A 14018-nucleotide genomic window follows, 5' to 3' on the forward strand; every position below is an offset into this window, starting at 1 on the left:
TATTTCATCTAAAAGCTCAGTTGCTTTTTCTAACTATAGTACCTTTGGATTTTCTTGTTTTTAGTGAGTTAGAACTTGATTACTTAGACGATTAGCTAACGGTTTGTCGTCTGTTGGGCTAAGATAAAAGTATGAAATAAGCTGTTTTATGGAACTATTGATGATACATATTTTGATTGGTACTCGCGCTCAGCTCATAAAAATGATTCCCATTATGAAAAATCTTCAAGATAGAAATGTTGAATACAATTTTATATTTATGGCACAGCATAGAGAAACTATATTAGAAATATTATTTGAATTTGGAATCAAAGAGCCAGATTATGTTTTATGTGACGATAATAGAGATATCGTTAGCAGTATACAGATGGTTGCATGGTCTATTAAGGTTTTACTTGTCGGTATTTATAATAAACGGGAGTTATTCAGAGGAGATAAGGACGGGATCGTAATGATTCATGGTGATGCCCCCCCATTGTTATTAGGTGCTATTTTGGCTAAAAGCCAGAAATTAAGGGTCGCCTCGGTCGAAGCTGGCTTACGTTCTTTTAATTTACTCAAGCCTTTTCCTGAGGAAATAACTCGTGTTGTTACAGCTAAATTGGGATTAATTGATGTTTTTTATTGTCAGGATCAACTCTCTGCAGAGAACGTAAGTAAATATAATAAACAAGTTGTCAACACTAATGGGAATACTATTGTTGATACTATACAACTTGCTAGCTCTATAAATAAATTATCGACCAATTCTATCTCTGATAAACAAGAACGCTACGCTACTGTCTCACTCCATAGATTCGAAACGATATCAAATATAAGTGGTTTGAAGAAAATAGTGGAACTAATAGAAAAACTCACTAATGTTATTCAAGTTAAGTTTATATTACACCCTCCAACAAGAGAAGCACTTAAGAAGAATGGGCTTTATAGAACTTTGGAAAACAACATCAATCTAGACTTAATTCCTCGTATGACATTTTTGAACTTTAATAAACTCATATCGAAATCTGAGTTTATGGTTACTGATGGCGGTAGTAATCAGGAAGAATGCGCATTTCTCGGAATTCCATGTTTAGTTATTAGAAATGAAACAGAGAGAAAAGATGGACTTGGTGATAATGCAGTTCTTTCATATTTTGACTATAACGTGATTGATAGTTTCATTGAAAACTATTCTGAATATCGTCGCCCGAGTAAAGTTCTCAAGAGAAGCCCCAGTGAAATCATTATCGACAACGTAACTAAGTCATTGTGATAAAACCAGTTTTGATCATCTACTTGGGTGGGTGTTAAGAGTTAGCGATACGTAACCATAACGAACAAACTCATTGTAGTTGCTGACGTCATAGATCACTAAGACAAGCCTATAACCAAAAATGCCACTACAAATCTGCAGTGGCATTAGAACGATAACAAACTATCACCTTGCTTAAACCTAAACTTTAGTTCTTATATAAATTAAAGTTCTAACAGTTTAGCCAGTTCACGCTCTTCGAGAAGCTCTTCAATGCGTTGACGAGTCTTAGGCGTTTCGGCTTGCGCTTTAGTCGACTTGCCTGCTTTTTTGCTTCGGCTCGTTTTCGCTTTTTCCTTAGTCGTCATCGTAATCTTCCTTGTGTTTTTTGTGTTTTTTGTGTTACAGGTTGCACGTCTCTTTTAGTGCCTTGCCCGCTTTAAATGCTGGCGTCTTTGATGCGGCAATCTGAATCTCTTCTCCGGTTCGCGGGTTACGACCAGTGCGAGCAGCTCGAGAGTTAACTTTAAAGCTACCAAATCCAAGGATCGATACGTCATCACCGTTCGCAAGCGAAGTAGAGATACCTTCAACTAGCGCATTTAGTGCTGTGCCTGCTTGGTCTTTTGAGATGTCTGCAGAAGTCGCGATGTGTTCAACTAATTGAGATTTGTTCATTATCTATATTCCTTATTGAGTACGGCTGGCGTCTACCTTTAGCACCTAGCTTATGCGATCTTATCAACAGCAATTGAAATAATGTCAGTGAGCGGGTAGAGCTTTGTAAAGTAACCAACAGAATTGACTATAAAAGCATCTGTCGGTTCAATCAATGCAATTCATTGATTATTATTGGTTTATAGACATGTTGCCCAAATTTACTTGAGAAAAGAGCATTAGGGTTGCCCGTTCGATTCATAATCCAAATCGAAGCTGTCATCTATCACGTTGATAACGAAAGAGTAAAAACAAAGAAGCCCAGCTTAATTGCTGGGCTTCATGTTGTGCTGTCAGAGCGATTTGTTAATTCAGAACTATTTAGTAATAAAAATTTGTTCTGTTTCTAGTGATGTCATCGTGCGAACTTGACGCCAAATGTAGTAGAAAATACCTAACATCATCAGCATGCTTGGGATGGCGATTGCTGGGTAGCTGTAAAGTGTCAGCTTGCCAAGTTCTTCATTAAAGGCAGCGGTGCCAGCAGGGCTAGTCACAATCCAAGTCGCTAGGAAGTAGTTCATAGCTGAAGAAAATGCGAAAGTACTCGCGAATAGGTAGTTGGATGTCATTAGACAACGATCAAACTTTGCTTGGTTACCGAACTGCTTTAGGCGCTCTTCAATAAGAGAGATATTTAACAGGGCCGGTGTGAAGATAACTTTCTGGATAAACGGGTAGCGGGTGAAGGTAGAGCCAAGAACCGCCAAACCAATTAGACCAGGGATTAATGCTTCTTTTAGTGCTAACCAACGAGTGTCTAGCTCAAAGAAACCAATACCGCCCGTTAATAGCACGCTGACGAAGCCAAGCGCCGCGATGAAGTTGAACTTCTTGTTGCGGATCAACTCCATGCCACCGTAAGCAATAGGGAAGGCTAGTGCGACAAGTAATGCTAAGCCTGTTCCGAGAAGCTCATCTCCACTGAACTTCATTAAAATGAATGAAGGAAGAAAGACGTTAAACACGACTTCGAAAAGAGGACTCGATTTTTTGTTTTCTGTGTTACTCATAATTTCTAAATACATTATGTTATGGATTTATTCTCAGGGATTGTTGTTTACCTCGCCCAAGATGTAAAGCCTTAACACGTCATGCTGTGTAACGACATGTGACATCAACGACATCTCTGAGCCTATCTCACGTTGAATTCAAGACTTTACGCATTCTAGTTCTGGATGATTTTAGGTATCCCGACCGAACGAATCAAGCAACGTTTCATAATCAGACTTGTTTGCCAAACTCTCAATGCTTATAAGTTTCAGTACGTCTGCGAACGGAGAAAGGTGTAAAAAATCGATGATGTTGCGGCTGTCCACTTCATCAAACAATTCAGTATGTCGAAACTGGATGTAATCTAAAGCGACATGGAGATACAAGGTGGCCAAGTTGTCGCTCAGAAGGGATTCTAGTCCTTGTTTTTTTATCTCTTGGTCAAGTTGCTCTAGGGCGGCAACCATACCTTCTTGCCCTCTATGGATAAGCGCATTGTCACTGTCTGTATAGCGAGTCAATGCCACGGTTCTAAACGCGATCTCCATTAAGGTCTTCGCTGTTCCTAATGTTTGCATTTCATTGGCACGACTTAACGTTACCTGACGTAGCGTTTGAGGCTGGTACGTTTCAATTAGGTATTGGCAAATGCATAAGCTTTCCGTTAGTGCTGTTCCGTCTTCAAGTTTGAGTGCTGGAATTAAACAAAACGGATTGACGCTTTTTAGATTGGCCGGGGAGCTCCATGGATCAACCCAAACAAAAGACAAAGGAGAGCAGCGTGATAGAAGCGCAGTTGCTGCGACCACGCGTGAAAACGGGGAGGTTTCATTTAAGTAGAGTTGCATGATAATCCTTTATTGTATTCGTCAGATGAACTGAGGAAGCTAGCTTAGATCTAGGTCAAGTGTTCAGGCTTAGAGTGAGTTACAGTCATTAAGGTACACACCGCAGACAGCATCAAAGCAGCAGTACTAACGGTGAACAACACGTCGTATGAAGCCATATGATTTAAGTAGTACGCCATCAAAAGCCCAACCACACCTTGTGATACAGCAAAAGAGAGTGTCATTCCTGCCCACGCTTTGGTATGCAGTTCATAGCCTACAATCTCCAACGTGTAAGTCGACACTAGAGTTACCGTTCCCGGCGTGAAAATACCAACCAGTAATGAAGAAATTAACAGCGCGATAGGGTGTGTACTAACAAGCGGTAATGCGACGCCTAAAGCCTTGAGGCTAAATGCAATGCAGAGGGATTTTTTAAGCCCTAACTTGTCTCCTAAGATGCCTGTAATCAATGGTCCAATGGCGGCGCCAATACCAAAGGTTGCCCAGAACAAACCACCGCTGCTGAACGACATACCCAGTTCTCGCACGATGTAATCAACCCAAAACAAGGTATGGGGTAAGTAGCCGATAGCATCGAAGGTATACGCCGCCAGAATAAGCGCAACGCTGATTAGTTTTGGCTTTGAGAGCTGAGAGAAGGAGGACTTTATATAAGGCGCTTTAGACGTATTAGGTTGGGTTTGCCATGCATTCCAAGTCAGTATCGTTGTGACTAATGCGATCACTCCCATGCCAATCCAAGCCGACACCACACTAAAATAGATCAGTACTGGGATTAATGTGCCTGATAACATCGCACCAAGTCCAATGCCTGAAAATATGACACCGCTGACACGCGCCTTCACATCGGGATTAAACTTTCGGACAATCACTGGTGGGGCGACAACCATTAATAAGGCACCCGCAATTCCAGCCAACGTTCGCCAAACATAGAACCATGTTAAGGGCGCCTCTTGTAGCGCACAGCCTAAGTAACTAAAACTGCTTATCAACATAGCGAATCGAATTAACTGCCCAGCACTAAAGTAACGCAGCAGTATGTTGGCAGCAGGTGCACCCAATATGTACCCAAGAAGGGTCGCGACACCAAGGTAAGATGCATCACTTTCGCTAAACCAACCACTTTGAATGAGAGCCGGCATTAATGCTATATAGGCAAACCTACCGATCCCGTTGCCTATTAGAGTGGCCCCCATTCCAGCCAAGCTGTCTCGATTAACGATGTGTTTATTCAGCATGAAAAGGGCTCTTTTTAGGTTTAGCTAGATGTTCTAGCACTAGGACAAGATCTTTGTTTAGTTTTGCATATTGACATCATTCACCATCAATATCACTAGGCGGTTAGTCATATAATTTGCTCATTTAAAACCGGTTTGAGATAGGTAAATAGCGAGTGTGTTTAAACACTTAGGTGGATGTGTTGTTCTGCCGAGGATAAGGCAATAAGCGATTGTTTTAATCACCGCAGATTTGAGTGATTAATGGTTAGACTAAAGTTGGACGACCGACCGCTTTAATTGAACATGAGTGACTTGTTTATCTAGAACTGTTTGCTGACTTGCCGGTTTTAACTCACATTCACCCACCTTAAACGATAGATGAATGTGAATTAAGAAAGATCTAACTGGGTAGGTGTGAACCCATTATTTATCGAAGAGCAGATTGAAGCTTAAAGGGATTTTGTCGGAAATCGCTAACCCACCAACGGTAGCTGATAGCTTGTTCAAGTTGTCTGTCGATATTCCAAAATCAGCGCCATTGACGATGATTGTCGAGGCTGAACTAACCATCACTAACTCTTCTGATGGAACGATTAAAACGGGAAAATCAATCGTTTTTGTTACGCCGTGCAAGGTAACCTCCGCTGCAATGGTTGTTCTTTTTGGGTCACCAGACAACATTGACGGTTCAACTTTTCCAGAGATTTTCACTTCAGGGAAAGTCATCGATTCAAAGTAGAGCTCATTGAGCCTCTGATCGCGAATAGCCACGCCAGTACTCACACTTTTCACGTCCAACAATATGGCAATTTGACCCTCTTCGGTAAGGCCACCAGATAAAGGCTTGATGGATGCGGGCTCAACAATAAACTGCTTCTTGATAGTTGCGAACGTAATATTCGATAAATTGGGGTCTAACGTGTAGCCCGTTTCCGCGAAAGATTGAGCGGAGATAACGGTGCATAGGAGGCCGAGTGTAGAGATTAGTTTTTTCATAAGTTGTCACCAGATTGATGAATTCACAAGTTTAACGTTCTCGAGTCGTGCATTTTTGGAGTCTTTATTTGAACTAAAGATAAATTAGAAAAAGATAGATAGAAGCTTAGTTCAGCATTCATTAAATTACCTGACGAAGGTAGAGCATCGCCATATTATTGGAACCATGATCGGCAAAGTTACTTGTGCAAATCTAGTTATGTTATAACATAACTAAAAGTCACTATTACTGTGAACGACGTTTGCAGAATTAAAAGAGAAACGATAAGCATGCATCAAGGAGATGACGTAATGAATGCCGTGTTAACCAAGCCTTTGATAACGAATAGCAATCAGCCACTTAACATTAGTTCCGTTGTGAGTATCAAGGATCAGGCGAATCATAAGCCTGGACTTAGCGCTTCTGAGCAGCCAACGGTATTAGCGGATATCTACCAAAGTGATATTAATATAGTGGTATGGCAGCGACAGTTTAATGAAGATTTAACTATGGCAATTAGTGAATTCATCGCCTCGAATCCTAGCTTCAGTAAGTCTGTTAGCGTGTCACCTGAAAATGCTCTCGATAAATTGGAATTTGCCACCGATGGAACCGCTTCTAAAGCGTTATTAGAAAACATGGCAGAGCTGGTGGATATGTTCTGTTGTTTGTTTGATCTTGAAGAAGTAGGGCTCCGTTTGGCGGTTCTGAATAAAGCGATGTGTCCTCGTTTTCATTTTGACCAAGTACCTTGCCGCTTAGTGACCACTTATCATGGTGTCGCGACGCAATGGCTGCCAAACGAATCGGTCGACCGTTCTAAGCTTGGCCGTGGAAGTAATGGACAGCCTGATTCTGTTTCAGGCCTGTACAACGACGAATCTGACATCCAGAGAATGACCAGTGGTGATGTTGCGTTATTAAAAGGAGAGCGTTGGAGTGGCAATGAGGATAGAGGCCTTGTTCACCGTTCACCAGTTACGTCACCAAATGAGACACGACTATTGCTGACTCTAGATTTCGGTTAGAGAGCTTTTATGAAATGAGCTTTTTATGATATGAGCAAGCGGCTAGGTGCAGCTTGCTCTCACTCATTTAAGCGAAGACGCGGATATGGTGTCCGTCTGGATCAACAGCAAGGAAGTTGATGCCATAAACCGACTTTTCTGGTTCTTGTTCAAACTGAATGCCTTTCTCTTTCCATGCTTGGTAAAGACTTTCTAGTGTCTCTTTGTTTGCAACAGGCATGGAGAGCTCGGTGCCACCACCCTTGATGCTACTTGCTGGGGTTAGAACATCTGACTGTTTGAGTGTAATTTTAACGTTGTCTGCAAAGTCTAGAGCAGCAAAGGTCGGTGATAGAAGCTTTGGCTCGCAATCAAAGGCTTTAGAATAGAAATCCATGCTGCGGTGAATGTCAGTGACATAAAGAACAAATGAATCGATGGTAAACATAGTAGCTCCTGAACTGTTCAATTGGGTTTGCCGTGTTGGTTTCAGTTAACTCGGTTTTTGTGTTGAGCCCGGTTTGGGACCACAGCAATGTATCTAACCCCTGTGACAGTTTTTGTCAGTAGCGAATCACTTTATCTGCAATGCCTTCCATGTTCTGCCAATCTTTGATCAAGTCGTGGCGCGCATGCTGGTACTTTTGCTCAAGTATTTTCCATTCGGTAATTCTGTCGAGCCTGAAATTACGATACGCACTTCGCGTTTCACACCAAGCGACCAAGACATATTGTTGTTCGAATAAGCCAATCAACACTGGCCAAACGATTCTAGAGCTAATCTTAGCTTTGGCGTCTGTGTAATGAATCTCAGCTTTGTTCTGTTGCTTAATTGCGAACTTGATGTCCGGCAGGTCAATGGTTAACTCTGCGACTTCAATGATTGAAGCAACACGCACGATATCTTCACTGCGTTTGGCCTGGTGGTCAGCAGGTAACACAGCAGAAATCTTGGCAATGGCATTTCTAGCTGACTCACTGAATTCCCCATTGGCTTGCTTCGCTACCCATTCAGCGCCAAGCCGTAACGCTTCCAATTCTTCCGTTGAAAACATCATCGGAGGGAGAGTGAAGGTCGGTTTTAACAGATAGCCAACTCCTGCTTCACCATCAATTTCAGCACCTTGTGCTTGCAGCGTCACGATATCGCGATAAATGGTGCGAGTACTTACATTGAGTTCTATCGACAAGTAGTCGGCGGTAACTGGGTATTTATGGCAACGTAATAGTTGGAGTAGGTCAAAGAGACGTTGGCTTCGGGACATAGGAAAACTCAGACGACAGAATGAACGATTAGATTAATGGATCAAAACTCGTAACGCTATTTAGGTTGTGAGAAATGGCGTGATCTGTGCCTTTACCAGTCCTAAAGTTTGACGCCTACCGTTGAACTTATTCTCGTTTCCAATTTGAAATTTAGAGTTCACCATTCTCTAAATCAATGGGTTACGATGCGTGCTCTTACTCACACATATGAATAATTCAACCGGTTAGCTGGTTTCTTAATTTATTTTAAAGCGTAAAATATATCCCGCTTGCAAACCGCTTTGGCAACCAATTTGTTCGCCACGGTTTTTTACTTCCAAATTATAGGTTTCCTATGTTCAAGAAACTCTCGCTTAAAAATAAGCTGGCGATTTCAGCCAGTATGGCCATTATCCTGGGGGGGATTTTGGTCGAGGCATTGTCTTTTCGTGCTTCACTGCAAAGGTTGGATATTGAAGTTGAACAGCGCTTAGAGGGCGCATCGGCTTCGTACAATCAATATGTATCGGATTGGATCTTATCCAAAGAGCGTGCGCTTACTTCTCTTTCGAAAGAATCCAAACAAGAAGGCTTGGTGACTCATCTAAAACAGGTTCGTGACTCAGCCTCTTTTGATAATGTCTTCTTGGCATTTCCTGATGGTTCGCAAAAGAACGCGAACGGAGTAGTACTGCCGCCGGGCAATGATGACCCACGTTTATGGGGTTGGTACACCAATGCGGTTGCGAACCCAAGCAAGGTGTTCATGGATAACCCAACGGTTGCTGCAGCAACTGGGGCGAACGTTGTTTCATTAGGAACAGCAATGCAACTGCATGGGCAACAGGTTGTGTTGGGTGCTGATGTAGAAATTACAGACATCTTAAACAGTCTAGAGCAGGTGATTCTTCCAGGTGAAGGTTACATGTTCATCGCGACCAACAAAGGCACGGTTTATACGCACCCTGACACTAAGTTACTGAACAAGAATATCAGTTCACTTGGGTTAAATTTCTCCGATGTACAAAAGGCTCTGACTAGCGGTAAAGACACTTCTATCGAACTGAATGGCAGCGACTATGTTCTGTACGCACGTGCTATTGACGGAACGAGCCTGATTACAGTGAGTGTTGTTAATCATGACTCTCTGGTTGCACCGTTATTTGATGCAGTGATTGGTCAAGTTTTAGTGACACTGCTGGTCGTCATTGTATGTACCATATTGTTTAACCTTTTGTGTACTATCCTATTCCGTCCGTTGAACCACGTATCTCAAGCATTGGCGCAAATCGCGAATGGTAGCGGTGATTTGACTCAACGCATTCATGTAGAAAACCAAGATGAAGTGGGCGAGTTGGCTCATAACTTCAATACCTTTGTTGGAAGCTTACAGCAGTTGATTGGCCATATCCGTGGGCAGTCAGAACAGTTAAATAGCCAGTCAGAGCAAAGTACTCAACGTGCGAACCGTTCTGTGGATGAGCTTAACCATCAACAGCAAGAAATCACAATGGTGGCAACGGCTGTAACGGAAATGGCCTGTGCAACTCAAGAGATTGCATCGCATGCCGAGCAAACAGCAAAAGCGGCACAAGACTCAGCGACAAGCACTAACAGTGGTCACGCTCTGGTAGTCGACACTAAAGGTTCTATCAATAACCTAGCCAATGAAGTCAACGAAGCGGGTAACGTGATCAGCGAACTTAACAAGCACGCTCAAGAGATCTCGACAGTACTCGCCACGATTCAAGGTATTGCTGAGCAAACCAACTTGCTTGCTTTGAATGCGGCGATTGAAGCGGCTCGTGCTGGTGAACAAGGTCGTGGCTTTGCTGTGGTAGCGGATGAAGTACGTGTGCTTTCACAGCGTACCCACTCTTCAACAGAAGAGATCAAATCAACAATTGATATCCTGCAGCGCACAACGGCGCAAGCGGTTGAGCTTATGGAGAGCAGTTCTAAACTGGCGATACATTCAGTAGAAGATGCAGACAGAGCTTCGCATGCGCTTGAAGAGATCAACACGGCGGTTGCTTTGATCAGCGATATGGCGACTCAAATCGCGACGGCTGCTGAAGAGCAAACACATGTGACGGGTGAAATTACCCAGAACGTGACGACCATTAAAGATGTTACCGACCACCTAGTTGTGGGCGCACAGGACAGCTTAACTGAGTCGAACGAACTTAAGAGCCAAGCCGCTGGTTTAAGTGATAAAGTGGCGACTTTTAAGCTTGCTTAACTGTTTCATTAGCTGATGCCTGATCAGTGAATGAACAGTAAGCAATAAGCCAAAGCGACGTAGATTACGTCGCTTTTTTTGTGTCTATTGCTAGCTGGTGGAACAAAATAAGCCGCTGAATTAATCGAGTAGATGATGGCACATCAGTTCAATAAAACTGACTGGCGATTCAAGCATTGGGGTATGCGACACGCCTTCAAGCTCAATGAGTTCTAATGATTTAAACGCCCCTCCTAAATCCAGCCAAGTGCTCAAAGGTGCGATACTGAAATCGAGTTCGCCAATAGCAACAATAACTTCTAGCTGATTAGCCATAGGCAGAGTCGTTACATCTATACTGTTAAAAATATCCCCCCATAGTGCGTCAAGTACTGTTGTGTTGGTGTGTACTCGCTCCCAAAGTGGAAGTTCATTAAAGTTCGGATCTGCCCAGCGCATTGGGCTTAACCGATTACATAGATGGACAAACTTTTTATGTGGTTCTTTGTTTATGTCGTTTTCGAGCTTTCCAATACTTTGTTTAAATAGGCGCTTTCGTTCACCTGACGCATGACTTTCCCAGTGTGAAAACTGTTTGGCTTTCATCTCTTCAGATAAGCTTGGTGATGCTCCAAAAATCATAACCTTCTCAATATGAATATTGGCAGAACTGGCGAAGTGAAGCGCCATGTAAGCATGCCCTGAATGACCAAGAACAGAGGCTTTTCGTATATTAAAACTCTCGCAGATAGCTTCGATATCGTCAGAGATAATATCCAAATTAATTGTCTGATTATCTTTTCCCGTTAAAGCAAAGCCACGATGGTCTAGATATAGGCAGGTAAAGTGGTCGTGTAGCGCTTTCGGTATTACTCGCTTGTAGTAATCAACACTACCAATAATCAATAAGTTTGGTCCTCCGCCGTGTTGTTCGGCTTTAAGCTGATACCCATCGCGCTCGAAGGTTGTCTGGTTCTTACTTTTCATCATTATTCACTCACATCGTTTTTTTGAACCTTATCGCGATAGATAATCCTGATAAATAGGCTAATATGAGATTCAGTGTTGGTGATTTTGGGATAATAAGATTGGAAAGGATCGATAACGCTTGGTTAAACTCATTCCTTTGTGTGTATGAACAGAACAGCTTCATCAAGGCTTCGGAGCGCTTGTTAATTCCGAGCTCTACGGTAAGTCGTCATGTTCAACAACTTGAAAATGAGATTGGCAATAAACTGTTTTATCGGACTACCCGCAAGGTTACGCCAACCTCAGCGGGCGAGATTCTGTATAACGAGATAAGAGAGCCGCTCCGTCGCCTGAGTCAGACGTTGCAAAGCCTAACCATTTCAACTGAATCAGTAAAAGGAACTATTCGCTTAAGCACGCCAGACGTTCCGTTCATTGGCGATGTTCTTGCTGATTTTGTGGTCGACTATCCCAATATATCTCTGTTCTGTGAACACAGTACGTCCATCGAAAGCGCACTCAACAGTGATCCAGATATCATGATTAGCTTTGAGCGAGGATCGCTGGATGATAGGGATTGGATTTCTCGTCCTTTATGCCAATGGGAGAGTGCTGTTTTGGCTTCTCCAACTTGTTTGGAGGAACACGGTTCACCAAGTAAAATTGAAGAGTTAAGAGTGTTGCCATGTATCTCTAGCTTTAAAGCTTTTGGTGGCAACCCTTGGGTCTTTAGCGGGACAAAAGACGACTCGAAGGGCTTGGATATCAAGTCCAATATTAATGTCGATGGTGGGTTTATCGCGAAAGCCGCTGCGATCCGCGGGCTTGGTTTTGTTGCTTTACCAAGAGAGTTTTGTCGTGAGGAAATAGAGCGGGGCACATTGGTTGAACAGCACTTGGATCACCAATTAGCGCCCTTGACGATATATATTCATTACCGTTCGATGAGTTATCACACACATCTAACTAAGCTGTTAGTCAACTTCATACGTGAACGAGTAAACTGATCGAGTTATTCGGCTTCTGAAAACTCTCTAAGCGCGCTCATTGCGGCTTCAGCTTTGTCTTTCTGAACGAAGATGTGGTCGTGATAAAAGCCAGCAATCACGTTGGCGCTAATGCCATATGAGCCTAGCTTGGTGGCAAAGGCTGCGGTTAGTCCAACCGCTTCTAGGCTCGAGTGTACCGATAAAGTGATCATGCTAAACACACCGTCGAAACTTAACTGCGCTTGAGTCGCCACTTTTTCTGTCAGCACCAAAGTTAACCCTTCTCTTTCTCGAAAGGTCGCGATTGGGTCGAGTTGAATATAGTCTGCCAACGCTCCATCGACAGTACAGAAAACATAGTTGCCTTCAATGAGTTCTGGTGACATGGACTTTAACAAAATGTCTAAATCGGTAATGGCGGTCATCGTCTTTTTCCCTGCGTAATCGCGTTTGTTTATGGTGTTGGATAGTGCAGCCAAGATAGAGGTAAGCTGTCGGCGAGTACAATTAATAATATTTATTCACTATAAGCACGACTAATCGTCCGTAATTTTAATTCTGTATTTTCCGGTTTTTGCAGCGTTTTGGTGTGTTATGTGTCAATAGTGAAGATCATTCCGCTTTCATACACCATTTTTATCTATGCATTCAACTTTTATTGAAATTAGAGCTTTTGATCAAATTATATAAATTACGCTTGCATAAGCTTTTCAAAATAATTTGTCCCAACTCGCAGTTCCTAGTGAAATGAATATAAATTAATAAGCAACCTCATTGGTATTGTCTTAGGTTGAATTTGTAACAATGTTGCTTCACGTATTGAGCGTATAACGCTAGCTGTCTGCATTTTCGTGTTTGTCGTAGGTAACAACCAACAAACCTAAAATATCAAGGAACAAGCTATGTTAAAGAAAGTATTAAGTTGTTGTATTGCAGCCACACTTGGTATTTATTCCGCATCAAGTCTGGCTCAAAGTTCTGTTATAAATTTTACTGAAAACTCACAACAACCTATTGCTCCACTGGTGTTGGCTTCATCAGATGATGCGATCACTGATCGCTATATTGTTGTATTGAAACAACCGCAGATGCTAATGAATGACGCGGCTGGATTACAGCAGTTCACTCAACAAACGGTAGGCCTCATGGCCAATTCGTTTTCAATCAAAACAGACGATGTTTTTGATAGTTCCATTATTGGCTTTGTGGCAAATCTAGACGCACTTCAATTAAAGCAACTCAGACGTGATTCTCGGGTGGAATACATTGAACAAGACCAAATACTCAGTATCGATCCTGTTGTTTCAAATGAAGCCGTTCAAAGCAACGCGATTTGGGGGCTAGACCGAATAGATCAGAGAAACCTTCCTTTGGATCGAAACTATAATGCTAACTTTGATGGCTCTGGCGTCACAGCATACGTGATTGATACGGGAGTTAATAACAACCATGAGGAATTCGGCGGGCGCTCGGTTTCTGGCTATGATTTCGTAGATAATGATGCTGATTCGAGTGACTGTAATGGGCATGGTACCCACGTTGCAGGAACGATTGGCGGCAGCCAGTATGGTGTGGCTAAAAACACATCAGTTCAAT

Annotated in this window: 14 protein-coding genes and 1 pseudogene; 5 read left to right on the forward strand and 10 right to left on the reverse strand. The window is 42.6% G+C overall.

What is annotated here, in order from left to right; translation table 11 throughout:
• Window positions 1–148: 148 nt before the first annotated feature.
• Window positions 149–1255, forward strand: a complete 1107-nt coding sequence (locus A136_RS10095) for a UDP-N-acetylglucosamine 2-epimerase (protein ID WP_241846870.1) — start codon at window positions 149–151, stop codon at window positions 1253–1255.
• Window positions 1256–1458: 203 nt separating this feature from the next.
• Here A136_RS10095 and A136_RS22845 read toward each other — a convergent pair whose 3' ends face one another.
• The 6 genes from A136_RS22845 to A136_RS10120 all read right to left on the reverse strand — a co-directional run bounded on the left by A136_RS22845 (window position 1459) and on the right by A136_RS10120 (window position 6011).
• Window positions 1459–1602 (reverse strand): hypothetical protein, encoded by a 144-nt coding sequence (locus tag A136_RS22845; protein WP_017059112.1) that lies wholly within the window; start codon window positions 1600–1602, stop codon window positions 1459–1461.
• 34 nt (window positions 1603–1636) lie between these two features.
• Window positions 1637–1912 (reverse strand): HU family DNA-binding protein, encoded by a 276-nt coding sequence (locus tag A136_RS10100; protein WP_017059113.1) that lies wholly within the window; start codon window positions 1910–1912, stop codon window positions 1637–1639.
• Between the two features lie 356 nt (window positions 1913–2268).
• Window positions 2269–2964: a VC0807 family protein gene (locus tag A136_RS10105; RefSeq protein ID WP_017065484.1), complete on the reverse strand. Its 696-nt coding sequence runs from the start codon at window positions 2962–2964 to the stop codon at window positions 2269–2271.
• Window positions 2965–3135: 171 nt separating this feature from the next.
• Window positions 3136–3792: a glutathione S-transferase family protein gene (locus A136_RS10110; RefSeq protein ID WP_017065485.1), complete on the reverse strand. Its 657-nt coding sequence runs from the start codon at window positions 3790–3792 to the stop codon at window positions 3136–3138.
• Window positions 3793–3842: 50 nt separating this feature from the next.
• A complete protein-coding gene (locus A136_RS10115; RefSeq protein ID WP_017065486.1) occupies window positions 3843–5033 on the reverse strand; it encodes a YbfB/YjiJ family MFS transporter in 1191 nt (396 codons plus the stop codon).
• A gap of 405 nt (window positions 5034–5438) precedes the next feature.
• The gene (locus A136_RS10120) at window positions 5439–6011 is read right to left on the reverse strand and encodes a YceI family protein (RefSeq protein WP_017065487.1); all 573 of its coding nucleotides are present in this window, start codon (window positions 6009–6011) and stop codon (window positions 5439–5441) included.
• Window positions 6012–6302: 291 nt separating this feature from the next.
• On the opposite strand from A136_RS10120, the gene A136_RS10125 reads away from it, so the two are divergent.
• On the forward strand, window positions 6303–7019 hold the full coding sequence (locus A136_RS10125; protein WP_017065488.1) for a DUF1826 domain-containing protein: 717 nt from the start codon (window positions 6303–6305) through the stop codon (window positions 7017–7019).
• Between the two features lie 67 nt (window positions 7020–7086).
• On the opposite strand, the gene A136_RS10130 is transcribed toward A136_RS10125, so the two are convergent.
• Together A136_RS10130 and A136_RS10135 are read right to left on the reverse strand one after the other, a co-directional pair.
• Window positions 7087–7446 carry a VOC family protein gene (locus tag A136_RS10130; RefSeq protein WP_017065489.1) on the reverse strand — a complete coding sequence of 120 codons (360 nt, stop codon included), beginning with the start codon at window positions 7444–7446 and terminating at the stop codon, window positions 7087–7089.
• Window positions 7447–7561: 115 nt separating this feature from the next.
• The gene (locus A136_RS10135) at window positions 7562–8263 is read right to left on the reverse strand and encodes a helix-turn-helix transcriptional regulator (protein ID WP_017065490.1); all 702 of its coding nucleotides are present in this window, start codon (window positions 8261–8263) and stop codon (window positions 7562–7564) included.
• Between the two features lie 335 nt (window positions 8264–8598).
• On the opposite strand from A136_RS10135, the gene A136_RS10140 reads away from it, so the two are divergent.
• Entirely contained in the window at window positions 8599–10485 is a 1887-nt protein-coding gene (locus A136_RS10140) for a methyl-accepting chemotaxis protein (RefSeq protein ID WP_017065491.1), read from the forward strand.
• A gap of 120 nt (window positions 10486–10605) precedes the next feature.
• Here the strand turns inward: A136_RS10140 and A136_RS10145 are convergent, their stop codons facing one another.
• Window positions 10606–11451, reverse strand: a complete 846-nt coding sequence (locus A136_RS10145; RefSeq protein WP_017077959.1) for an alpha/beta fold hydrolase — start codon at window positions 11449–11451, stop codon at window positions 10606–10608.
• A gap of 65 nt (window positions 11452–11516) precedes the next feature.
• Here A136_RS10145 and A136_RS10150 point away from each other — a divergent pair, with 65 nt between their 5' ends.
• Window positions 11517–12440, forward strand: a complete 924-nt coding sequence (locus A136_RS10150; protein ID WP_032546918.1) for a LysR family transcriptional regulator — start codon at window positions 11517–11519, stop codon at window positions 12438–12440.
• A 5-nt stretch (window positions 12441–12445) separates the two neighbouring features.
• Here A136_RS10150 and A136_RS10155 read toward each other — a convergent pair whose 3' ends face one another.
• Complete coding sequence (locus A136_RS10155) at window positions 12446–12847, reverse strand: ACT domain-containing protein (protein ID WP_017065494.1); 402 nt, start codon at window positions 12845–12847, stop codon at window positions 12446–12448.
• Window positions 12848–13324: 477 nt separating this feature from the next.
• On the opposite strand from A136_RS10155, the pseudogene A136_RS10160 reads away from it, so the two are divergent.
• Window positions 13325–14018, forward strand: a pseudogene (locus A136_RS10160) (S8 family serine peptidase); the annotation flags it as partial.

The sequence above is a fragment of the Vibrio crassostreae 9ZC13 genome (genome assembly GCF_000272045.2).
GTDB classification, from domain to species: domain Bacteria; phylum Pseudomonadota; class Gammaproteobacteria; order Enterobacterales; family Vibrionaceae; genus Vibrio; species Vibrio crassostreae_C.